Origin of the sequence: Streptomyces sp. NPDC006925 (assembly GCF_042869575.1) — a bacterium.
Classification (GTDB): Bacteria; Actinomycetota; Actinomycetes; order Streptomycetales; family Streptomycetaceae; genus Streptomyces.
Genome location: NZ_JBIAGB010000013.1, coordinates 37698 through 60447, shown reverse-complemented (window position 1 = coordinate 60447; position 22750 = coordinate 37698). Strand labels below are relative to the sequence as shown.

Here is a 22750-nt window from a genome sequence, read left to right as displayed (position 1 = left end):
ACGAGATACCGGCGCCCGCTCCGGGGCACCGTCCCCACCTCGGCTGCTACGAACCGAGCTTGGCCAGGGCCGCGTCGACGCGCTCCAGGGTGCGGTCCTTGCCGAGCACCTGGAGGGACTCGAACAGCGGCAGGCCGACGGTACGTCCGGTGACGGCCACCCGCACCGGGGCCTGCGCCTTGCCCAGTTTCAGCCCGTGCTCCTCCCCCGCGGCCAGGACGGCCTCCTTGAGCGACTCGGCGGACCGCCAGTCGGCGGTGTCCAGCCGGGCGCGGGCCGTGCGCAGGAGGTCGGCCGAGCCCTCCTTCATCGCCTTCTGCCAGGACTTCTCGTCCTCGACCGGCCGCTCCAGGAAGAGGAAGTCGACGTTGTCGGTGATGTCCGAGAGGACCGTCAGCCGGGTCTGGGCCAGCGGGGCCAGCTCCTCGAATGCCTGCTGGGAGAAGTCCGCCTCGCCCCAGGGCGCGTGCGGGGCCTTCAGCCAGGGCTCGCAGGCGGCGATGAAGTCCTTCAGCGGCATCTCCCGCAGGTGCGTGGCGTTGATGGCCTCGCACTTCTTCAGGTCGAAGCGCGCCGGATTGGCGTTGACGTCCCGGATGTCGAAGGCGGCGACCATCTCCTCCATCGAGAAGATGTCCCGGTCCTCGGAGATCGACCAGCCGAGGAGGGAAAGGTAGTTGAGCAGGCCCTCGCGCAGGAATCCGCGCTCGCGGTAGAGGTTGAGGGAGGACTGCGGGTCGCGCTTGGAGAGCTTCTTGTTGCCCTCGCCCATCACATACGGCAGGTGCCCGAACTCCGGGACGCGCCGCGCCACGCCCAGCTCGATCAGGGCCCGGTAGAGCGCGATCTGCCGCGGCGTGGAGGAGAGCAGGTCCTCGCCGCGCAGCACGTGCGTGATGTCCATCAGGGCGTCGTCCACCGGGTTGACCAGCGTGTACAACGGGGCGCCGTTGGTGCGCAGGATGCCGTAGTCGGTGACGTTCTCCGGCTGGAAGGTGATCTCGCCGCGGACCAGGTCCGTGAAGGTGATCGGCTCGTCCGGCATCCGGAAGCGGACGACGTGGCTGCGCCCCTCGGCCTCGTAGTCGGCGATCTGCTCACCGGTCAGCTCGCGGCAGCGGCCGTCGTACCCGGAGGGACGCCCGTCCTTGCGGGCCTGCTCGCGGCGCTGGTCGAGCTCCTCCGCCGTGCAGTAGCACGGGTAGGCGTAGCCGCCCTCCAGCAGCTTGCGCGCGATGTCCGCGTAGCTGTCCGTCCGCTGGGACTGCCGGTAGGGACCGTGCGGGCCGCCGACCTCGGGGCCCTCGTCCCAGTCGAGGCCCAGCCAGCGCATCGCGTCCAGCAGCTGCTCGTAGGACTCCTCGGAGTCCCGCGCCGCGTCGGTGTCCTCGATGCGGAAGACCAGGGTGCCGCCGGTGTGCCGGGCGTACGCCCAGTTGAACAGGGCGGTACGGACCAGCCCCACGTGGGGGTTGCCGGTCGGGGAGGGACAGAAACGTACGCGGACGTCCGTGCCCGCGGTCGCGTTAGTCACGCTTGATCACCTTATTGGTGAGAGTGCCGATTCCTTCGATGGTGACGGCGACCTCGTCGCCGACGTTCACGGGTCCGACCCCCGCGGGGGTGCCGGTGAGGATGACATCGCCCGGCAGCAGGGTCATGGCCTGGGTGATGTGCACGATCAGGTCCTCGACGGGCCTGATCATCTCGCTGGTGCGGCCCAGCTGGCGCTGCTCGCCGTTGACCGTGCACATGATGCCGACGTCGGCGGCGTCCAGCTCGGTCTCCGTCCAGGGGCCCAGCGGGCAGGAGCCGTCGAAGCCCTTGGCGCGGGCCCACTGGCTCTCCGTGCGCTGCACGTCGCGCGCGGTGATGTCGTTGGCGCAGGTGTAGCCGAGGATGACGTCCTTGGCCCGCTCGCGCGGCACGTCCTTGCACAGCCGGCCGATGACCACCGCAAGCTCCGCCTCGTGGTGCACCTCGTTCGAGAAGGACGGGTAGCCGATGGGGTCGTTCGGGCCGATCACCGACGTGGACGGCTTGAGGAAGGTGACCGGGGTCTCGGGGACCTCGTTGCCCAGTTCTTTCGCGTGCTCGGCATAGTTCCTGCCGATCGCGACGACCTTGTTGGGCAGGGTCGGCGGGAGGATCCGGACCTTGCTCAGGGGCAGCTTCTGGCCCGTGCGCTCGAACTCGGCGAAGGGGTGGCCCTTGATGATGTCCAGGACGGGGCCCTCCGGGCTGGAGGGCTCGCCCTCGACGACGCCGAACCCTACGGTTCCGTCCAGGGAGAATCTTGCGATGCGCACAGGGGTCCTTCGCTGCGGGTCCGATGGCTGAGACCCCCAGCGTATTCCACCGGTCGCAGGGCCCGGGGACGGGTTCTCCCGGCTCCCGGCCGCCTTCGGCTCCGACCCCACCGCGGGGCCGCTGCTCCCCGGCGCCGGAGGGCTCCGCCGCAGGGACCGGCCCGCGGGACGCCACGGCGTCCCGCCGGGCGCAAGCCCGCCGCGGAGCGCGGTGCTCAGCGCAGGCGCGCCATCAGGGCGTGCTCCACCAGGGTGATCAGCGCGCTCTTGGCGTCCGCGCGGTGCCGCGCGTCGGTGGTGATGATCGGGGCGTCGGGGCCGATCTGGAGGGCTTCGCGGACCTCTTCGGGCGCGTAGGGCTGATGCCCGTCGAACCCGTTGAGCGCGATCACGAACGGCAGCCCGCTGTTCTCGAAGTAGTCCACCGCCGGGAAGCAGTCCGCCAGCCGGCGGGTGTCCACCAGCACCACCGCACCGATCGCACCCCGCACCAGGTCGTCCCACATGAACCAGAACCGGTCCTGGCCCGGCGTACCGAACAGATACAGGATCAGGTCCTGGTCCAGGGTGATCCGGCCGAAGTCCATGGCCACCGTCGTGGTGGTCTTGTCCGCCGTGTGGGTCAGGTCGTCGATACCGGCCGAGGCGGAGGTCATCACGGCCTCGGTGCGCAGCGGGTTGATCTCCGAGACCGCACCGACGAAGGTCGTCTTGCCCACGCCGAAACCGCCGGCCACCACGATCTTCGCGGAGGTCGTCGAGCGGGCTGTCGTACCCCCGACGGGCCCGGCGCTAGAGCTTCCGAAGTCCACTGAGCACCCTTTCGAGCAGTGTCACGTCTGGTTGACCGTCGGCGGTGGTCTCGTCACCGCCCGGCTGGTGGATGGCGACGAGTCCGGCCTCGGCCAGGTCGGCGACGAGGATCCGGGCGACGCCGAGCGGAATGGTCAGAAGTGCCGAGATCTCGGCGACCGACTTGATCTCGTAGCACAGGCGGCAGATCCGCTGGTGCTCCGGGAGCTGGCCCTGGAGCTGAGCGTTCTCCGCCGTGGTGTGCACCAGCGCCTCGATGGCGAGCTGGTAGCGGGGACGGGTCCGGCCCCCCGTCATCGCGTAGGGGCGCACCAGCGGCTGCGGCGGCGGCGGGGGCTGGTCGGCGGCGCGCTGGGTGCCGGCCGTCCTGTCCGCGTGACCGGGCTGCACCGGCTGGATGCGAGTCTGCGGGTTCTGCTGCTGCGGTTCCTGCTGCTGCGGGTGCCGCTGCGGGGGCTGCGCACCGTAGGGCGGCGGCCCCGCGTACTGCGGCGGGCGGCCGTGCTGCGGCGGTCGCCCATGCTGCGGCGGCTGCCCGCCCTGGGGCGGTTGCTGCTGGTCGGACGGCCGCTGGACGTACTCGCTGGGCGCGGAGGGGAAGTTGAAACGGTTGAGGAAGGGCGCGTCCCCGCCCGGGGCCGCGGCCGATCGGACGTCCTCCGGCTGGTCGGAACGACCACTGCCGTACGACGACGGACCTCCTGGGGGCGTTGCCACGATTCCTCCTCCGACTCACGGACATACGACCGTTGCGCTCACGGCACCTTATGGCGCCCGGCGGCGTTCCGCACTGCCGTGGGCCAGTTGTGCCCTAGTTGAGAAGACTGCCCTGCAGCTCCGCGCGCAGATCCGGGGTGAGGACCCCGCCGGCGCGGTCGACCAGCAGTGCCATCTCGTACCCCACCAGACCGATGTCGGCCTCGGGGTGGGCGAGGACGGCCAGCGAGGAACCGTCGGAGATGGACATGATGAACAGGAATCCCCGCTCCATCTCCACAACCGTCTGGTTGACCCCACCGCCCTCGAAGATCCGGGACGCGCCCGCGGTCAGCGAGGTGAGCCCCGATGCGACCGCCGCCAACTGGTCGGCGCGGTCGCGCGGGAAGCCCTCGGACATCGCGAGCAGGAGTCCGTCGGCGGAGACCACCACTGTGTGGGACACCCCGGGGGTGTTGTCCACGAAGTTGGTGATCAACCAGTTCAGGTTCTGCGCCGCCTGGCTCATCGGGCTCACACTAACGCTCCTGATCGTAGGTGCTGCCGGGGCCGAAGCCCTGTCGGTCATTCTGGTTGCCGTCGCCCGCGGTACGTCCCTGGCGGACGCCGCGGTGCAGGTTGCTCAGTCTTCCGCGCACGTCCTCGGGCGCCCGGGAGACCGCGGGAGTACCCTGCGAGTGCTCCTCCGCCGCGCCCGCGACCAGGTTGGCCCTGGGCACCCTGCGCGGCAGTCCGGAGGAGGTGACGCCGCCGGACTGCGGGGCGCGCAACTGGCCCGCCCTGCTCCAGTGTTCGTCGTTCTCGCTCCACCGGTGGGTTCCGGTTTCCTCCTGCGACGGCTGCCCGGCCGACTCCTCGGCCGGGGCTTCCCAGCCCTGGGCGGGAGCCTGCTGCTGGGCCGCCGGCGCTCCGTCCTGCTGCCGCCCCGCGTCCCGGCGCGGGAGGCCCGCGTCGGTCGTGGTGCTCCAGTTGTCGGGGAGGGAACCCGGACGGTCGAAACCTACACGGTCAACATCCCCGTGGGGAACGCCAGGTGCGGATTCCGCTTCTGGCCGGTGGGAGAGGTACTGACCACCGTGGCCTGGCTGTTGAGCCGGAAGCTGCTGATCCGCATAGGCTCCGGTGCCGTCCTGGGCGGACTCGTGGGGACGCCCCGCGGCAGGCGGCGCGTAGGGCTGCGCGTACCCCTGGCCGTACGCCTCCGGATAGCCGCCGGTGTACTGCTGCGCGGCGATCTCGCCGGTCTGCTCGTACCCGGGCTGGTACGGGGAGCCGCCCTGCTGCTGATACGGGTCGTACTGCCCCTGGCCACCGGGCTGCCCCTGCGGATAGGTGTCCTGTCGGGGCTGCTGGTGCTGCTGCGGCGCCTCGATGGCCGACCGGCGCTCCTCGTGGAGCCCTGGGCGGTCGTCTGCGCCCGGCAGCCGGGCCTGGTTCCCGGAGCCGTAGCGCGAATCGTCGAAGCCGAGTTCGGCAGCCGAGCGGGCGCCTTCCACACTGTTCGGGCCGCGCGAATGCTCGGGAACGATCCGGGAGACGGTGAAGTCCTCCTCGGGGCCCTCCTCCCCACCGCCGCCGTGCGTGATGGCGTCGGGAAGCATCACCAGCGAGGTGGTGCCCGCCTGCTCGCCGGAGGGGCGCAGCTGAACACGGATGCCGTGCCGGTCCGCGAGGCGGCCGACCACGAACAGGCCCATGCGCTGGGAGACGGCGGCATCGACCGTCGGCGGGTTGGCCAGCTTGTGGTTGAGGTCCGCGAAGTCCTCCGCGGTCAGGCCGATGCCCTTGTCGTGGATCTCGATCATCATCCGGCCGTCCGGCAGCCGGGTGGCGGTCACCCGTACCTTGCTCTGCGGCGAGGAGAACGACGCGGCGTTCTCCAGCAGCTCGGCGAGCAGGTGCACCAGGTCGTTGACGACCTGCCCGTGGATCTCCGTCTCCGGGATGCCGCTGATCTCGATGCGTTCGTAGTGCTCCACCTCGGAGGAGGCGGCACGCAGGATGTCGACCAGCGGCACCGGCTCCGTCCACCGGCGGCCGGGCTCCTCGCCGGCCAGGACCAGCAGGTTCTCACCGTTGCGCCGCATACGGGTGGACAGGTGGTCCATCCGGAACAGCTTCTCGAGCTGGTCCGGGTCCGCCTCGCTGTTCTCCATCTCCGTCACCAGCTCGAGCTGGCGTTCGATGAGGCCCTGGTTGCGGCGGGAGAGGTTGGTGAAGATCGCGTTGACGTTGCCGCGCAGCAGCGCCTGCTCGGCGGCCAGTCGCACGGCCTCCCGGTGCACCTGGTCGAAGGCGCGGGCCACCTCGCCGATCTCGTCGCGGCTGGTGATCGGAATCGGCTGCACACGGGTGTCCACGCGGCCCGGTTCGGTACGCGAGAGCTGGTCGACCAGCATCGGCAGCCGCTGCTGGGCCACGTCGAAGGCCGCGGTGCGCAGCGTCCGCATGCTCTGGCTCATCGAACGGGCCATCCGCCCGGCGATGATGAACGCGAACAGCAGCGCGACCAGCACGATCGCCGAGTTCACCAGCGCGTTCCGACGCGCGTCGGAGGCGATCTCCTGAGTGTCGGCGACCGCGTCGCGGGTCAGCTTCGACTCGACGGCGCGGTAGGCGTCGAAGGTGCCGGTGGCGGTTTCGAAATAGCTTTCGGTGGTGATGCCCTTGGTGCGCAGTTCGCGCGGGCCGGCGCCGGAGCCGATGGCCTTGACCATCTTGGCCATGGAGGGCGGGGCCACGAACTTCTCGCCCTTGGCCGCGGCGTGTTCGCGCGCCGCCTCCACCTGCCTGCGGCCCGCCTCCTCCGCCTTGGCGGCCTCCTGCTTGAGCAGCTTCACATCCTCCGGACGGCCACCGGAGGTGTACTCGCCCAGCGCGATGCGCTCCAGGTAGCGGTACGAGGCCAGCGCGGTCGTCTGGGCCTCCTTGTCCGCACGGGTGGGGCCGGGCTTGACCATCAGATGGGTGCCCAGGCCGCGCTGCAGCGACTCGGCCGCCTTGGCCAGCGAGATGGCATAGACCGTCCGGCCGAAGGAGGTGACATTGCCGGTGCCCAGCCCCAGTTCGTTGGCGAACTCCATCAAGGGGTGCTGGATGGTGACGTAGCCCTCTTCGGTCTCCACGCCGCTCATGTCCTTGGAGTACGCGGACTCGCGCAGCACCGGCAGCCGCGGCTCCACCTTCTCGAACGCGGCGAGCCGACGCTTGAGACCCGGGTTGTCGGGGAGATGGGAGGCCGCCTTCTTGAACTCCCCGGCGGCCCGGTCCGTCGCGGCACGGGCCTTGCGGACCGCGGGGTCGTCCCGGTCCCCCCGCAGCAGCGGCTCGGCGGTGCGGTCCCGCTCGTCGATGAGGGCGTTGCCGTAATTCGCCGCCGCCTCCACCAGCTCCGCCGTACGCTGGGCCTCCTTGGCGTCCTGCCAGGCGGAGATGTCGGATTCGACCTTGAAGCCGCCGAAAACGAGCGCCACGAGCACGGGTATGAGCAGGATCGCGTTCAGCCGGGTGGGAACGCGCCAGTTCCGCGCCTGCCATCTGCTGCCGCTCCCGGTGGCGGGCGGCGGCTTGGAGGCCGAGGCATCCGGGCCGCGCGACGTGGCGGAGCGCTGCGGCGGGGTGAAGTTACCCCGCGATTCCGCAGTGCCCTGCCGTGCGGAACCCTGTGCCGGTCCCGACGTACCCCTGGTCGTTCGCCTCACTCGACTTCTCACCTCTCGGTGCGCGGCGCCCCCTGACAGCCTGCGCCTGCGCTACTGCTGAGTTCAGGGAATTCCAGCACGTCACGACCGCTCCCTCCAAACAGTTGGCGCATTACGGAGGGCAAGGGAAGACGAGGATTCCGGCCCGCGGAAAAACGGGCATTGGGGCCGTGCGGCGCCAAATGGCCCGGGATTCGTACGCAGAGTGAGACGCTTCGCGCGCCCGGCGTGTTCACGCGGTCGTAATTCTCTGTCGAAACGTTATGAACGTGAGGCCGGCACGGTTCCCGGGCATGGCGAAAAACACAGCCTTCCCGGGACACCGGTCGTACGATGCCCCACCCCGTTCGGGCGGGTGCGGCGCGCTACTTGAGACGGGCGAGCAGCGCGTGCTCCACCAGGGTGATCAGCCCGCTCTTCGCCTCGGCGCGGTGCCGCGCGTCGGTGGTGATGATCGGGGCGTCGGGGCCGATCTGGAGGGCTTCGCGGACCTCTTCGGGCGCGTAGGGCTGATGCCCGTCGAACCCGTTGAGCGCGATCACGAACGGCAGCCCGCTGTTCTCGAAGTAGTCCACCGCCGGGAAGCAGTCCGCCAGCCGGCGGGTGTCCACCAGCACCACCGCACCGATCGCACCCCGCACCAGGTCGTCCCACATGAACCAGAACCGGTCCTGGCCCGGCGTACCGAACAGGTACAGGATCAGGTCGTCGTCGAGGGTGATCCGGCCGAAGTCCATGGCCACCGTCGTGGTGGTCTTCCCCCCGGTATGGGTCAGATCATCGATACCGGCCGAGGCGGAGGTCATCACGGCCTCGGTGCGCAGCGGGTTGATCTCCGAGACCGCACCGACGAAGGTCGTCTTGCCCACGCCGAAACCGCCGGCCACCACGATCTTCGCGGAGGTCGTCGACCGCCCGGAGGCGGGCACCCCGTACCCCTGCTGGCCGGCCTGTCCCATGGAGCCCATCGGCCCGACCGGCGGGGCCGGCTGCCGCCCGGCGGGGTCCATCTGCGGGCTAGAGCTTACGAAGTCCACTGAGCACCCTTTCCAGCAACGTCACATCGGGGGCACCGCCCGGGTCCGAGGAGCTGCCGGGCTGGTGGATGGCCACCATCCCGGCCTCGGCGAGGTCGGCGACAAGAATGCGGGCCACTCCCAGCGGGATGGCGAGCAGCGCGGAGATCTCCGCGACCGATTTGACCTCCCGGCACAGGTGGCAGATCCGCTGGTGCTCGGGGAGCAGCCCCTGCAGCTGCATCGGATCCGCCGTGCTGCTCACCAGCGCCTCGATGGCGAGCTGGTAGCGCGGCCGGGTACGGCCGCCCGTCATGGCGTACGGACGCACCAGAGGCTGGTCGCCCTCTCCTCCGTACGGCGCATGCGCGTTGTGCGCACCGTACGGATCGTGCGAAGCGGGCGGCGGGGTCATGGCTCCTCCGAGCGAGGCATGGGGTCGGCGAACGGACTGTGGTGCTCAGGTGGGGGGAGCGTGATGATCAGTTGAGAATGCTTCCCTGGAGTTCCGCGCGCACGTCTGGAGTGAGTACGCTTCCAGCACGGTCCACCAAGAGAGCCATCTCGTAGCCGATGAGGCCGATGTCCGCCTCCGGGTGGGCGAGGACGGCCAGTGAAGAGCCGTCGGAGATGGACATGATGAAGAGGAAACCCTTCTCCATCTCCACAACCGTCTGATTGACGCTGCCGCCCTCGAAGATGCGCGAGGCACCTGCCGTCAGCGAGGTGAGTCCCGACGCGACCGCCGCCAACTGATCGGCACGATCCCGCGGGAAGCCCTCCGACATGGCCAGAAGCAGGCCGTCGGCGGAGACCACCACCGTGTGCGACACCCCTGGGGTGTTCTCCACGAAGTTGGTGATCAACCAGTTCAGATTCTGCGCAGCCTGGCTCATCGGACTCAACTAACGCTCCTGCTGATAGGTGGGACCTGCGCCACGGGGGTCCGTGCCGGCCTGTCGGCCCTGCTGGATACCGCGGCGGAGATTGGTCAGCCGACCGCGCACATCGTCCGGCGCGCGGGAGACCTGGGGACCGGCCTGTGCGGAGGACTGCTGCTGCGCGGTGCCCGCGACCAGGTTGGCGCGGGGCACCCGACGCGGCAGACCCGAGGTGGTGACCCCGCCGGCTGCGGGCTGGCGGAGCTGTTCGGCACGCCGCCAGCGCTCGTCGTTGGGTGAGGCACCCCAGCTTTCGTCGGCGGCCGGGCCGCTCTGGCCCGCGCCACCGGGGGCGCTCGGGGCGCTCTGGCGCTGGGGCGCCGGGGATTCCGCCGGGGCGGGCTGCTCGGGGCCCTGCTGCTGGGCCGGCCACTGGCCGGTGCCGCCGTCGGCCGGGCCGGCGCCGGGCCCCTGCTGGGGCATCGGCTGCTGCGGCGCGGACTGGCCGGGGCCGCGGAACCAGTTGGACTCCATCGACGCGAAGATCGGCGTCGGGGCGTCCGCGGGGGCCGGGGGGCCGGAGGGTATGCCGTCGCCGGACCCGGCTGCCGACTGCCCGTGGGGGAAGTTCTGGCCCGCCGCGCCCGGAGCGGCTCCGGGGTATCCGGGGCGGGCGTACTCGCCGGTGCCCTCGGGCTCGTCGTGGCCGCGCGGGGTGTCCTCGTCGCCGGGCCCCTGCTCGGGCCGGGCCCAGCTCGGGCGGTTCTGCTCGCCGTCCGAGGGGCGCTCGCCCGGAGCGTCCCCGAAAGGCGCCTGCGGGAACGAGGCCGGACCGACGGGGCCGCCGCCGGTCTGGGGGCGGGCGAACTGGCCGATGTGCCCGGGGCCGTCGGGGCCGCCGGGCTGCGGGAACTGCCCCGTGCTGCCGGGACCCGTCTGGGGCATGTCGGGCTGCGGGAACTGACCGGTGTCGGCGGGGCCGTCCGGGGTGATCCGCGGAATCTCGCTCGTGCTCCCCGGACCGTCCTGCGGACCGCCCGGACGCGCGAACCCACCCGTGTCGACCGGATCACCCGACTGCGGCAGCGCGAACTGCCCGGTACCCGAACCCTGCGCCGAGGGCGACTGCGGGAACTGGCCGGGACCGCCCTGGCCACCCTGGCCGATCTGCGGGAACTGCCCCGTGCTGCCCGGGCCCGCCTGGGGCATGCCGGGCTGCGGGAACTGACCGGTGCCGACGGGGCCGTCCGGGGTGATCCGCGGAATCTCGCTCGTGCTCCCCGGACCGTCCTGCGGACCGCCCGGACGCGCGAACCCACCCGTGTCGACCGGATCACCCGACTGCGGCAGCGCGAACTGCCCGGTACCCGAACCCTGCGCGGACGGGGGATTCGGGGGGCCGCCGGGGAGTTCGGCGGCGGGGCCGCCCTGGCCGCGCCGGGGTGCGGACGGGGTGGCGCCGCCGTCCGGGCCGCCCGGGGCCTGCCCCGGGCGGCCCGGGTCGGGCGGAGCTCCGAAGAAGTCGACGGCGCTGCCACCGGAGCCGGGCTGGGGACGGTTGGCGTCCCGGGCGGGGAGCGCGGGCCGGGCACCGCCGGTGTCCTGACCGCGCGGCGGCAGCGCGTCCATCCGCGCCGGCTCACCGGCGCCGAGGGCCGGGCCGGGGCCCTGGCCGCTGCCGGGAGCACCCGGGCCACCGGGGGCGCCGCTCTGCGGCCCGCGCTGGAGCGCCGCCGCGAGGTTGCCGCCCTTGCTGCCGCCCCGGGTCTGCGGGGGCGGCGGGCCTCCCTGGCCACCGGGGATGCCGGCTCCCGGGCGGCCCTTGGTGCCCTGGCCGCCGCCCTGCGCGACGTCGACGGGGAGCATGACCAGCGCGGTCGTGCCCCCGGAGTCGGAGGGCCGGAGCTGGATGCGGATGCCGTGCCGCAGGGACAGCCGGCCGACCACGAACAGACCCATCCGGCGGGAGACGGAGACGTCCACCGTCGGCGGGTTGGCCAGCCGCTCGTTGATCGCGGACAGGTCCTCGGGCGACAGCCCGATTCCGGTGTCGTGGATCTCGACGAGGACCCGGCCGTCGGGCAGTGCGTGACCGGTGACCTTGACCTTGGTCTGCGGGGAGGAGAACGAGGTGGCGTTCTCCAGCAGCTCGGCGAGCAGGTGGACGAGGTCGTTGACGACCCGGCCCGCGACCTCGGTGGCGGGCACCGCGTTCAGCTCGATGCGTTCGTACTGCTCCACCTCCGAGGCGGCGGCGCGGAGCACGTCGACCAGCGGCACGGGGCGGGTCCAGCGGCGGCCCGGCTCCTCGCCCGCGAGCACCAGCAGGTTCTCGCCGTTGCGCCGCATGCGGGTGGCGAGGTGGTCGAGCTTGAAGAGCGAGGAGAGCTGGTCCGGGTCGGCCTCGCGGGACTCCAGTTCGGAGATGAGCGAGAGCTGACGCTGAATCAGGCTCTGGCTGCGCCGCGAGAGGTTGGTGAACATCGCGTTGACGTTCCCCCGCAGCAGCGCCTGCTCACCGGCGAGGCGGACGGCCTCCCGGTGGACGTCGTCGAAGGCCGCGGCCACCTTGCCGATCTCGTCCCGACTGTGCACGCCGACCGACTCGACGGAGGTGTCCACGTCCTGCGGCTCGGCCTCGGACATCTGCTTGACCAGCTCGGGCAGCCGCTTGCGGGCCACGTCCTGGGCGGTGTCCTGGAGGCGGCGCAGCGAGCGGACCATGGAGCGGGCGACGACGAACGCGCCGACCAGCGAGATACCCAGCACGAGCAGGATGAGCGCACCGCTGATGAACGCCTCGCGCTGGGCTTCGGAGCGCAGCTCGCGCGCCTGCTGCTCCATCTTCTCCAGCAGCGTGCGTTCGATCTTCTCCATACTGACGATCTTGGAAGCGTCCTGGTCCATCCAGTCGACGTAGGTGCGCTTCTGCTTCCTGATCGCATCCGGGCTGTGCAGCATCCGGTCGCGGTAGTTGTCGGCCAGCCGGACGTTGACGTCGCCGCCGCTGATCGGCTTGAGGAGGGTGTCGGCGGCCTTGTCGCCGTAGACCTTGCCGAAGCTGTCCAGCTCGGCGTCCTCACTGTCGGTCGCTGTCCGGGCGTAGAGCCGGTCGTTCTCGGAGAGCTTGGGGCTGGGCTGGTGGGCCAGTCCGGCGGAGATGATCGCGCGCTGCATGGAGGCGTACTCCTTGGCGCTGGAGAAGGCGGCCAGCGCGCGGGTGCTGCGGATCATCTCCGAGTTGCTCGTCGCCTGCGCCATGTCCTGCGAGAGGGAGAGCAGGGAGTCGATCACCTGGTTGTAGGCGTTGACCGTCTGGGAGACGTTGTCGGGGTTCTCGTAGGCGCGCTCGCGGATCGTGTTGATCGCCTGGAGCTGGCGGACGATGTCCAGGACGGTGGACTGGATGCCCGCCATCGCCTCGTCGCTGCCGTCGATGTCGGCAGTGGCCTTCTGGAAGGAGTGGAACGCCTTGTCGGTCTGCTCCCGGGGGGCGACGACATTGTCGTCCTTCTCGTCCCCGGTGCTCACCAGCGGACCGGCGGACTTGTCCCGCTCGTCCTGGAGCTTCGCCGCCAGGTTGGTGGCCTGCTCCGTCATCTCGGTGAGGAGCTTCATGTTGTCGAGCTGGTCGACGTTCTGCAGCGAGCTGGAGATCCGCATCCCGCCGAGCGTGGTGGCGGCGATGACGGGGAGCGCGAGGAGGGAGACCAGGCGGGTGCTGATGCGCCAGTTGCGCAGAGCGACCCGGGGGCCGAGGTCGGGACCGCCCTCGAGGGGGCCCTGGGCCTTGCTCTCGACGTTTCCGGCGCTTCCGGCGTCGCCCTCGGCCGGCTTGCCGCCCTTGGGTGCCTTGCCGGCCTTTTCCTTCTTTCCGGCCTTTCCGGCTCCCTTGGCAGCGCTCACCTGCCCGCCGACGGGCGCGCCCTGCTCACCACCCGCGGACCCGCCGTCCTCGGCGCGCTGCGTCCGGGACCCGTGGTCGGCCGAGCCGTGCGCCTCCGGGGCTCCCTCAGCGCTGCCATCCCTCTTGAAACGTCCCTGCACTAGCGTCGCAACCTCTGGACCAGGCGTCCCCCCGCTCGCGACGGGCGGGACGGTATCGAGTCGTGGGGGTCCGAGGCCCCCATGGCGGTCGTGATGACCGGCGCGTCCCCTTCATCACCGTCGCGCGGCGCCGCTCGCGTGTGCGCCCGACGCGCTCCGGTCTGTTTCGTCCTACGGCGGTCCGTGGAATTCCAGCACAGTGCAGGATCTCCAACAAGGTCTGTGGATAACCCTTGGGTGTCGATTACGGCGCGTGTTCGACGCCACACTGAACGTGAAATTCCGGCCGCGAAATGCCGGATTTCTGTGGATCGGACCTGCCGATTCCGGTGCGGGCGCGACACGCCCGCGCGCTCGGACCTGCGGGCACATTGCCCTCTTGGCCCACCTGTGTCCGATTGTGCATCCGGATTCAACGACTACTTATGTCTGTTTTGGTAACGGGTTCGTGAGGAAACTCACAGGCCGGACGTTGCCTAGATCACGTTCCGGTGGGGAATAGCGGGCCTACCCTCGGCGTTTACATACCACGTTGAAATGACAAGCCGAGCGAGGTAAGGGCCCCAGTGAAGTCCACAGCGACCATGCGGAACATAGCGAACCCGCGGCGCACCACCCTGGCACACCTGAATGACGCCGACACCGTCGGCGACACCGGCGCCCTCGGCGGCTCGGTGAGCGGACTCGCCGAGTCGGCGGAGGCGGCCACCGCGCTGCCCGAGCGGACCGCCAATCCCCGCCGCACCACCCTGGTGGACGCCCCGGCGGGTTGATCCGCCGCTCCGCGCACCCGCACGACGGTCTGCGCACCCGGACGAAGGCGCGTGCCGGAATCCCCTCCCGGGATTCCGGCACGCGCCTTCGTCGTCCCCGCGTGGCGGCTCCTCACGGAGCAGCGCGCGAAGCGGTGGCTAGCCCTGCCAGCTGTGCGGGGCGCGGAAGCCGTGCTGGCGCTCCAGCCGGCGCCATCCCGCCTTGCTCGGGCGGCCGCGGCGGGCGGCGAGCTGCGGCTCCCCGGCGCGGGTCGAGGCGGCGCGGGCGAGCAGCAGCGCGGTGACCGCCGCCAGTTCCTCCGCGTTGGCCCGCCCCTTCTCCACGCGCACGACGCTGTTCGCCTCGGCGGTCAGCGGACCCGTACTACCAGGCTCCTTCGGGCTCTCGTTCATCTGTGCTCCCATCACTGCCGGGTTGCTGTGCGATTCCCGGGGCGCCGCGGCGGTGTGCACCGGCGCCCGCGGTGTCACTGCGGGGGGTTGCCGTGCTTGCGCGACGGCAGGTCTGCGTGCTTGCTGCGCAGCATCGCCAGGGACCGCACGAGGACCTCGCGGGTCTCGACCGGGTCGATGACGTCGTCCACCAGGCCGCGTTCGGCGGCGTAGTAGGGGTGCATCAGCTCGGCCTTGTACTCCTTGACCATGCGGGTGCGCATGGCCTCGGGGTCGTCGGCCGCGGCGATCTGCTTGCGGAAGATGACGTTGGCGGCGCCCTCGGCGCCCATCACCGCGATCTCGTTGGTCGGCCAGGCGAACGTCAGATCCGCGCCGATGGACTGGCTGTCCATCACGATGTAGGCCCCGCCGTACGCCTTGCGCAGGACGACGGAGATACGCGGCACGGTGGCGTTGCAGTAGGCGTACAGCAGCTTGGCCCCGTGCCGGATGATGCCGCCGTGTTCCTGGTCGACGCCGGGGAGGAAGCCCGGGACGTCCAGCAGGGTGAGGATCGGGATGTTGAAGGCGTCGCACATCTGCACGAAGCGGGCGGCCTTCTCACTGGCCTCGATGTCCAGCACGCCGGCGAGCGACTGCGGCTGATTGGCGACGATGCCGACGACTTCGCCGTCCATCCGCGACAGGGTGCAGATGATGTTGGTCGCCCAACGCTCGTGCACCTCCAGGAAGTCGCCGTCGTCGACGAGTTCCTCGATCACCTTGCGCATGTCGTACGGGCGGTTGCCGTCGGCGGGCACCAGGTCCAGCAGGGCTTCACCGCGCCGGTCGGCGGGGTCGTCCGTGGGCTCGGCGGGCGGGTTCTCACGGTTGTTCTGCGGCAGCAGCGAGAGGAGGTAGCGCACCTCCTCCAGGCAGGTCTCCTCGTCGTCGTAGGCGAAGTGCGCCACGCCGGAGGTCGCCGCGTGCACATCGGCGCCGCCCAGGCCGTCCTGGCTCACCTCGGCCCCGGTCACCGCCTGCACCACGTCGGGCCCGGTGATGAACATCTGCGAGGTGTCGCGGACCATGAAGACGAAGTCGGTCAGCGCCGGGCTGTAGGCGGCGCCACCCGCACACGGGCCGAGCATCACGCTGATCTGCGGGATGACCCCGGACGCCTTGGTGTTGCGCTGGAAGATGCCGCCGTAGCCGGCCAGTGCCGCGACGCCCTCCTGGATGCGGGCCCCGGCACCGTCGTTGAGGGAGACCAGCGGGGCGCCTGCCGCGATGGCCTTGTCCATCAGCTTGTGGATCTTGGTGGCGTGGGCCTCGCCCAGCGCGCCGCCGAAGATCCGGAAGTCGTGCGCGTAGACGAAGACGGTCCGGCCGTGCACCGTGCCCCAGCCGGTGATCACACCGTCGGTGTAGGGCTTCTTCTCCTCCAGGCCGAAGCCGGTGGCGCGGTGCCGGCGCAGCGGCTCGATCTCGCGGAAGCTGCCCTCGTCCAGGAGCAGTTCGATCCGCTCGCGGGCGGTCAGCTTGCCTTTCGCGTGCTGGGCCTCGGTCGCCCGCTCGCTGGGGCCTCGGTGCACCTGCGCACGGATCGCGTGCAGCTCGGCGACACGGCCCCGCGTGTCCTGCGCCGGAACGGAACCGGGCGAACCGGGCGGGGCCTGTTCGGCCTGGGGCGACGGCTGGGACAGATCGGTCATGTATAGACCCTACGAAACCCGGGCGCCGATCACCGTCGTCAGATTCGTACAGTCTCCGTGGCGTTTTCATGGCAGCGCTGGACAGAACCTTGCCGGAGCGTGGCCGGTGAACAGGGAACTCTCCCATGCTCGGCGTGGCGGGCTGTGGGGTCTCCACAGCTTCCGACCGGCGGTTCTGCGCCCTCCCGGGCCGCCGGGCGCCCCCGAGCGGCCCGGGCGGCCCGGCGGCGGGCCCAGCGGGGCCAGGTCAGGGCCGCGGCGCGGCCGCCGAGGGTGCCCGGCCACGCGCGGTCGCTCCCGGCGCTCCCACAGCGGACGGCCCACCGGGGGCGGCGGTGCCGGGGGCCGCGGTGCCGGGGCCGGCCGCCGCTCGGCCCCCCGCCAGGAGGAGGAACGCGGTGGCCGAGACGGCGGCCGAGAGGAGGAAGCTGAGGTCGAACCCGCCCAGGTGCGGGACGAGCGGGCCGGTGTAGAGAGGCGTGTCGACGGCCAGCAGTCCGACAGCGGAACCGACGGCCCAGGCCAGCGTGGCACGCAGGTGCCAGCCCGCGGTGTACCAGTAGCGGCCGCCCACCGAGCGCCGGTTGAGGACCTGCAGCGCCTCCGCGTCGTAGCTCCCCCGGCAGCGCACGTGCCCGATCAGGACGATCACCGCCCAGGGGGTACCCACGGCGGTGAGCAGCAGCACGAACGAGGTCATCGCGTCCTGCGCGTCCCAGACGAAGTGGCCGAGGAAGACGAGGGCGGTCGCCAGGGCCGCCACGGTGTAGGTGGCGCGGGTGCGGGTGGTGCGGGGGAGGATGGCGTCCAGGTCGAGCCCCATCGAGTAGAGCATCAGCCCGGCATTGCCCACCGAGCCGAACGAGGCCGCGAGGAGCAGCGGCACCAGGAACCAGAACGGCGCCTCCCGCACGAGCGGTCCCGCGTAGTCGGTGGCCGCACCGACGGCGACCGCGGTGAAGGTGCCGAAGAGCTGGGGGATCAGCAGTCCGGCGACCAGTCCGACGCAGGTGGTGAGGTAGACCCGGCGGGAGGAGTGCCGGGCCGGCGACATGTAGCGGGTGTAGTCGCCCAGCAGCGTGATGAAGGCGATCGGGCCGCTGAGTCCGGCCGCCACGACCGACAGCAGCCAGGTCGTCCAGAAGTCGCCGAGCAGGTACGAGGTCCCGGCGGGCGCCTGGGTGGTGAAGTGCGGCGCGTAGGCGAACGCCCCGACGATCAGCAGCGCGGTCATGCCGAGGGCGAGGACGCGGCTCAGCCGCAGCAGCAGCTTGTAGCCGTAGACGGCGCACCCGGCGGTGCACACGGCGAGCACTGCGTAGACGAGCGCGTATCCGGCCGCCGAGTCCGGCAGGCCGAAGAGCCGGGCGAGTGAGCCGACCATGGCGTCGCCGCCGACCCACAGGGTGAGCGCGGTGTAGCCGAGCGAGAGCAGCAGCCCGATCGCGGAGCCCAGCAGTCTGCCGCGCACCCCGAACTGGGCGCCGCTGCTGGTCGAGAGGTTGGTCGCGGTGCGCAGCGAGACCAGCGCGAGCGGGGCGACCAGCACCGTGCCGACCAGGGTTCCGGCCACCAGCGAGGTGACGGCGGGCCAGAAGCCGAGTCCGAAGGAGACCGGCAGCCAGCCGAAGATGACGACGCCGAGCGCCAGATTCGATCCGATGAGGAAGCTCACGATGTCGCGGGGACTGCTGGTGCGTTCCGCTTCGGGGATGACATCGACGCCGTGCTGCTCGATCTGCATGGTGCTCCCTGGAGGGTCCTGGCATTGGTTTGAGCAGCGCTCAATCTGATACATCGCGAGCCGTGCGGTCAATGGTCGATGCAGAGACTTGACTATTTGAGTGCTGCTCTAAATGCTGGCTGCACACACGTGACGTCCTGTACGACCGGCGTCATGCACCACGACCGGAAGGTGGGAGAGCGTGCGGCTGGGTCCGACCGAACGAGACCGCCTGCTGATCTTCGGCACGGCCGAGCTGGCGCGGGCCAGACGGGCCCGAGGGCTGCGGCTGAACGTGCCGGAGGCCACGGCGCTGATCGCGGACACCGTCTGCGAGGCGGCCCGCGACGGGCTCCGGCTCGCCGAGGCCATCGCGGCCGGCCGCGCCGCGCTGGGCCCCGAGGACGTGCTGCCCGGCGTGGCCGACGTGCTGACCGAGATCCAGGTGGAGGCCGTCTTCGAGGGCGGCTCCCGGCTGGCAGTGCTCCCCTTCCCCCTCCGCTCCCCCGGCTCCGGCGACGCCGGTGACACCGATGACGTCGCCGGGCACAGCACCGGAGCCCCGCACACAGCGGACGCGCACGCGGGCCCCGGCGCCGTACTGCCCGCCGGGCCGGACGAGGGCACCGACGCGGACTACGCGCCGCGTCCGGCCACGCTGTCGCTGACCGTGCGCAACACCGCGGCGGTGCCGGTCAGCGTGACCTCGCACTTCCACTTCTTCGAAGCCAACCCCCGGCTGGAGTTCGACCGTGCCGCCGCCTACGGCATGCGGCTCGCGGTACCGGCCGGCTCCTCGGTGCGCTTCGATCCGGGCAGCACCCGCACGGTGGGGCTGGTGCCGCTGAGCGGTGACCGGATCGCCATCGGTTTCGCCGGCCTGGTGGACGGGCCGCTGGACGCACCCGGGGCCCGCGCGGAGGCGCTGCGGCGCGCGGCGGCCTGCGGATATCTGGGCGCGGCCGACTCGGACGCGCGCCACGAGGAGGGAGAGGCATGAGCGGGGACGCACGCGAGTACGCGGCGGTGCACGGACCGCGGAAGGGCGACCGGGTGCGGCTGGGCGACACCGGACTCGTCGTCCGCGTCGAGTCCGACTCCCAGCAGCCGGGGGACGAGTTCCTGGCCGGGTTCGGCAAGACGGCCCGGGACGGGCTGCATCTCAAGGCGGCCGCCGTCCGCGAGACCTGCGACGTGGTGATCAGCAACGTGCTGGTGATCGACGCCGTGCAGGGCATCCGGAAGGTGTCGATCGGGATCCGGGAAGGCCGGATCCACGCGATCGGACGGGCGGGCAACCCGGACACCGTCGACGGTGTGGACGTCGTCGTGGGCACCGGCACCTCGATCGTCTCCGGCGAGGGGCTGATCGCCACGGCGGGCGCCGTGGACACCCATGTCCACCTGCTCTCCCCGCGCATCATGGAGGCGTCCCTGTCCTCCGGCACCACGACCGTCATCGGCCAGGAGTTCGGCCCGGTGTGGGGTGTGGGGGTCAACTCGCCCTGGGCGCTGCGGCACGCCTTCTCCGCGTTCGACGCCTGGCCGGTCAACATCGGCTTCCTGGGCCGCGGCTCCTCCTCGCATCCCGCGCCGCTGGTGGAGGCGCTGGCCGAGGGCGGCGCCTGCGGCTTCAAGGTGCACGAGGACATGGGGGCGCACCACCGGGCGCTGGACACCGCGCTGCGGGTGGCCGAGGAGTACGACGTCCAGGTCGCGCTGCACAGCGACGGGCTGAACGAGGCGCTGGCCGTCGAGGACACCCTCGCCGTGCTGGAGGGGCGCACCATCCACGCGTTCCACATCGAGGGCTGCGGCGGCGGCCACGTCCCGAACGTGCTGCGGATGGCGGGCGTGCCCAACGTCATCGGCTCCTCGACCAATCCCACGCTGCCCTTCGGCCGGGACGCGGTCGCCGAGCACTACGGCATGATCGTCTCGGTGCACGACCTGAAGACGGACCTGCCCGGCGACGCGGCCATGGCCCGCGACCGGATCCGCGCGGGCACCATGGGCGCCGAGGACGTCCTGCACGACCTGGGCGCCATCGGCATCACCTCCTCCGACGCGCAGGGCATGGGACGCGCGGGCGAGACCGTGCGGCGCACCTTCCAGATGGCGGCCAAGCTCAAGGCGGAGCGCGGACCGCTGGAGGACTGCGCGGCGATCCCCGGCACCGGCGAGGCCGATGGCGCCGATGACAACGCGCGCGTGCTGCGCTACATCGCCAAGCTCACCCTCAACCCGGCCCTGGCGCACGGCCTCGCGCACGAGATCGGCTCGCTGGAGCCGGGCAAGATGGCGGACATCGTGCTGTGGCACCCCGCCTACTTCGGCGCCAAGCCGCAGCTCGTCCTCAAGTCCGGCTTCCCCGCCTGGGGTGTCACCGGCGACCCCAACGCGGCGACCGACACCAGTGAACCGCTGGTGCTGGGACCGCAGTTCGGGGCCTACGGCGCGGCGCCCGCCGAGCTGTCCGTCGCCTTCGTCTCCGCGGCCGCGGCCGAACGCGGCGCGGACACCCTGCCGACCCGCCGTCGCCGGGTCGCCGTGCGGGGCACCCGCGGGATCGGTCCGGCCGACCTGGTGCACAACGCGCGACTGGGCTCGGTCGAGGTCGACCAGCACAGCGGGCTGGTGACGCTGGACGGTGAGCCGCTGCGCTCCGACCCGGCCGAGCGGGTCTCGCTCAACCGCCTCTACTTCCTCTGACCCTCCCGCCGCGCCTCCCCCGGTCCCTCGTCCGCCCCTTCCCGACAGCACCCCCGCCCCGACAGCACCCCGACAGCCCCGGCCGCCCTGGCCGCACCCGCGGCAGGGACCGACCGCCGACCCCCGCAAGGAAGCTGCCTCCATGAGCACCCCCACGTCCGCCGCCGCCCCTGTCATGCCGCCCGAGTGGGCGCCGCACGAGCGCACCTGGATGGCCTGGCCGGGCGCCAACCCGACCTTCGAGGACCCGGCGGTGCTGGCCGAGGCACGCGCCGCCTGGGCGTCGGTGGCCCGCGCCGTGCGCCGCTTCGAGCCGGTCACGATGGTCGCCTCGCCCGCCGACGCGACGGCGGCACGGCAGCAGCTCGGCCCGGACATCGAGGTGGTCGCCGAGCCGCTGGACGACGCGTGGATGCGGGACATCGGGCCGACGTTCGTCACCCAGGGCGGCCGGCTGGCAGCCGTGGACTGGACGTTCAACGGCTGGGGCGCCCAGTCCTGGGCCCGGTGGGAGCGGGACGCGCAGATCGGCGCGGCCGTGGCCGGGCGCGCGGGCGCCGCGGTGCACAGCTCGCGGCTGGTGAACGAGGGCGGCGGCATCCACGTGGACGGCGCGGGGACGGTCCTGCTCACCGAGACCGTGCAACTGGGCCCCGAGCGCAATCCGGGCTGGACGCACGAGGAGGTCGAGGCGGAGGTGCACGCGCGGCTGGGCACCCGCAAGGCGATCTGGCTGCCCCGCGGGCTGACCGCCGACTACGGCACCTACGGCACCCGCGGGCATGTGGATCTGGTGGCCGCGTTCGCCGCGCCGGGCGTGGTGGTGGCCCACACCCAGCCCGACCCGGCGCACCCCGACCACGAGCTGTGCGCCGAGACGGTCAAGCTGCTGCGGTCGGCCACCGACGCGCGGGGCAGGCGGCTGGAGGTCGTCGAGCTGCCCGCGCCGACGGTGACGCACACGGCGGACGGCGAACCGGTCGACTACAGCTACGTCAACCACTATCTGTGCAACGGCGGGGTCGTGCTGTGCGGGTTCGGCGATCCGCGCGACGAGCACGCCGCCGGGATCTTCCGCCGCCTGTTCCCGCGGCGCACGGTCACGCTGGTGGACGCGCGCACCGTCTTCGCCGCCGGGGGCGGCGTGCACTGCATCACCCAGCAGCAGCCGCGGGTCTGAGCCGGCCGCGCGGCGGCAGGGGTCGCGGGCCCGGCACCGGCGGGGTCGGGCCCGGTTAGGCTGAACGGTCGGCAGCCGAGGGCGCCGCAGCGCCGACCGGCGCCGCCGGGCGCACAGTCCGAGGGAGGAGCACGGGGTGGTCGCACGGACCGGAGGCAACCGCGAGCGCCCCGACGGGGGCAGGCGGCGGGCTGCCCAGCCCCGGGAGCAGCTCCTGGCCACCGCCATGGAGATGATCGCCGAACGCGGCCTGGACCGGCTGACGATGGCCGCGCTCGGCCGCGAGGTCGGTATGAGCAGCGGTCATCTCGTCTATTACTTCAAGACCAAGGACGAGTTGCTGCTGCAGACCCTGCAGTGGAGCGAGGAGCAGCTGGGCTCGGCGCGGCGGGCCGCTCTCGCCCGCCGGGTGCCCGCGCGCGAGCGGCTGGACGCGCTGGTGGCGCTCTATCTGCCCGAGGGCCACCGCGACCCGCACTGGGCGCTGTGGCTGGAGGTGTGGAACCGATCCCAGTCCGGTGACGACGAGATGCGCGCCCGTCAGCTCGAACTGGAGCTGAGCTGGCATCGGGACCTGGTGGCGCTGCTGGTGGAGGGCGCGGGCCGGGGCGAGTTCGCCGCGGTCGACGCGGACCGCTTCGCCACCCGCACCCGGGCCCTCCTGGACGGCTTCGGCACCCATCTGGTGGTGGGCCTGCCGGGGGTGGACAGGGAGCTGGTCCTGGGCCACGTCCGCGACCACTTCGACCAGTCCCTGACCCCCGCGGCCGGCTGACGGCGGCGTCGGG

18 protein-coding genes are annotated in these 22750 nt (G+C 71.8%); 5 read left to right on the top strand and 13 right to left on the bottom strand.

Features of this window, described 5'->3' with window-relative positions; all coding sequences use genetic code 11:
* Positions 1–46: 46 nt before the first annotated feature.
* The 10 genes from gltX to ACFYNS_RS18865 all read right to left on the bottom strand — a co-directional run bounded on the left by gltX (position 47) and on the right by ACFYNS_RS18865 (position 13484).
* Positions 47–1534 (bottom strand): glutamate--tRNA ligase, encoded by a 1488-nt coding sequence (gltX, locus tag ACFYNS_RS18910; RefSeq protein ID WP_388603961.1) that lies wholly within the window; start codon positions 1532–1534, stop codon positions 47–49.
* Positions 1527–2309, bottom strand: coding sequence for a fumarylacetoacetate hydrolase family protein (locus tag ACFYNS_RS18905; protein ID WP_360297146.1), 783 nt, complete (start codon positions 2307–2309; stop codon positions 1527–1529). Before ACFYNS_RS18905 ends, gltX begins: the two co-directional genes overlap by 8 nt.
* A gap of 215 nt (positions 2310–2524) precedes the next feature.
* Positions 2525–3121, bottom strand: coding sequence for an ATP/GTP-binding protein (locus ACFYNS_RS18900; protein ID WP_026004493.1), 597 nt, complete (start codon positions 3119–3121; stop codon positions 2525–2527).
* Positions 3102–3839, bottom strand: coding sequence for a DUF742 domain-containing protein (locus ACFYNS_RS18895; protein WP_360297148.1), 738 nt, complete (start codon positions 3837–3839; stop codon positions 3102–3104). The genes ACFYNS_RS18900 and ACFYNS_RS18895 overlap by 20 nt, the downstream gene beginning before the upstream one ends.
* A 94-nt stretch (positions 3840–3933) precedes the next feature.
* On the bottom strand, positions 3934–4347 hold the full coding sequence (locus ACFYNS_RS18890) for a roadblock/LC7 domain-containing protein (RefSeq protein WP_037785233.1): 414 nt from the start codon (positions 4345–4347) through the stop codon (positions 3934–3936).
* 10 nt (positions 4348–4357) lie between these two features.
* Positions 4358–7540, bottom strand: coding sequence for a nitrate- and nitrite sensing domain-containing protein (locus tag ACFYNS_RS18885; RefSeq protein ID WP_388603959.1), 3183 nt, complete (start codon positions 7538–7540; stop codon positions 4358–4360).
* A gap of 365 nt (positions 7541–7905) precedes the next feature.
* A complete protein-coding gene (locus ACFYNS_RS18880) occupies positions 7906–8508 on the bottom strand; it encodes an ATP/GTP-binding protein (RefSeq protein WP_388604105.1) in 603 nt (200 codons plus the stop codon).
* Between the two features lie 49 nt (positions 8509–8557).
* The gene (locus ACFYNS_RS18875) at positions 8558–8971 is read right to left on the bottom strand and encodes a DUF742 domain-containing protein (RefSeq protein ID WP_019355780.1); all 414 of its coding nucleotides are present in this window, start codon (positions 8969–8971) and stop codon (positions 8558–8560) included.
* Between the two features lie 67 nt (positions 8972–9038).
* Complete coding sequence (locus ACFYNS_RS18870) at positions 9039–9452, bottom strand: roadblock/LC7 domain-containing protein (RefSeq protein ID WP_026004490.1); 414 nt, start codon at positions 9450–9452, stop codon at positions 9039–9041.
* A 9-nt stretch (positions 9453–9461) separates the two neighbouring features.
* Complete coding sequence (locus tag ACFYNS_RS18865; RefSeq protein ID WP_388603956.1) at positions 9462–13484, bottom strand: nitrate- and nitrite sensing domain-containing protein; 4023 nt, start codon at positions 13482–13484, stop codon at positions 9462–9464.
* 584 nt (positions 13485–14068) lie between these two features.
* Here ACFYNS_RS18865 and ACFYNS_RS18860 point away from each other — a divergent pair.
* Positions 14069–14257, top strand: coding sequence for a hypothetical protein (locus ACFYNS_RS18860; RefSeq protein WP_388603953.1), 189 nt, complete (start codon positions 14069–14071; stop codon positions 14255–14257).
* 138 nt (positions 14258–14395) lie between these two features.
* On the opposite strand, the gene ACFYNS_RS18855 is transcribed toward ACFYNS_RS18860, so the two are convergent.
* From ACFYNS_RS18855 to ACFYNS_RS18845, 3 genes are all read right to left on the bottom strand, one after another.
* Positions 14396–14650, bottom strand: a complete 255-nt coding sequence (locus tag ACFYNS_RS18855; RefSeq protein ID WP_360297161.1) for an acyl-CoA carboxylase epsilon subunit — start codon at positions 14648–14650, stop codon at positions 14396–14398.
* A gap of 74 nt (positions 14651–14724) precedes the next feature.
* Positions 14725–16347, bottom strand: coding sequence for an acyl-CoA carboxylase subunit beta (locus ACFYNS_RS18850; protein ID WP_360297164.1), 1623 nt, complete (start codon positions 16345–16347; stop codon positions 14725–14727).
* Positions 16348–16594: 247 nt separating this feature from the next.
* The gene (locus tag ACFYNS_RS18845) at positions 16595–18091 is read right to left on the bottom strand and encodes a cytosine permease (protein ID WP_388603951.1); all 1497 of its coding nucleotides are present in this window, start codon (positions 18089–18091) and stop codon (positions 16595–16597) included.
* Positions 18092–18272: 181 nt separating this feature from the next.
* Between ACFYNS_RS18845 and ureB the strand changes: the two genes are divergently transcribed.
* The 4 genes from ureB to ACFYNS_RS18825 all read left to right on the top strand — a co-directional run bounded on the left by ureB (position 18273) and on the right by ACFYNS_RS18825 (position 22737).
* Positions 18273–19070 carry an urease subunit beta gene (gene ureB, locus ACFYNS_RS18840; protein ID WP_388603949.1) on the top strand — a complete coding sequence of 266 codons (798 nt, stop codon included), beginning with the start codon at positions 18273–18275 and terminating at the stop codon, positions 19068–19070.
* Positions 19067–20782 (top strand): urease subunit alpha, encoded by a 1716-nt coding sequence (locus ACFYNS_RS18835; RefSeq protein ID WP_360301077.1) that lies wholly within the window; start codon positions 19067–19069, stop codon positions 20780–20782. The genes ureB and ACFYNS_RS18835 overlap by 4 nt, the downstream gene beginning before the upstream one ends.
* 142 nt (positions 20783–20924) lie before the next feature.
* The gene (locus ACFYNS_RS18830) at positions 20925–21962 is read left to right on the top strand and encodes an agmatine deiminase family protein (RefSeq protein WP_360301080.1); all 1038 of its coding nucleotides are present in this window, start codon (positions 20925–20927) and stop codon (positions 21960–21962) included.
* A gap of 136 nt (positions 21963–22098) precedes the next feature.
* Entirely contained in the window at positions 22099–22737 is a 639-nt protein-coding gene (locus ACFYNS_RS18825) for a TetR/AcrR family transcriptional regulator (RefSeq protein ID WP_360301083.1), read from the top strand.
* Positions 22738–22750 lie beyond the last annotated feature (13 nt).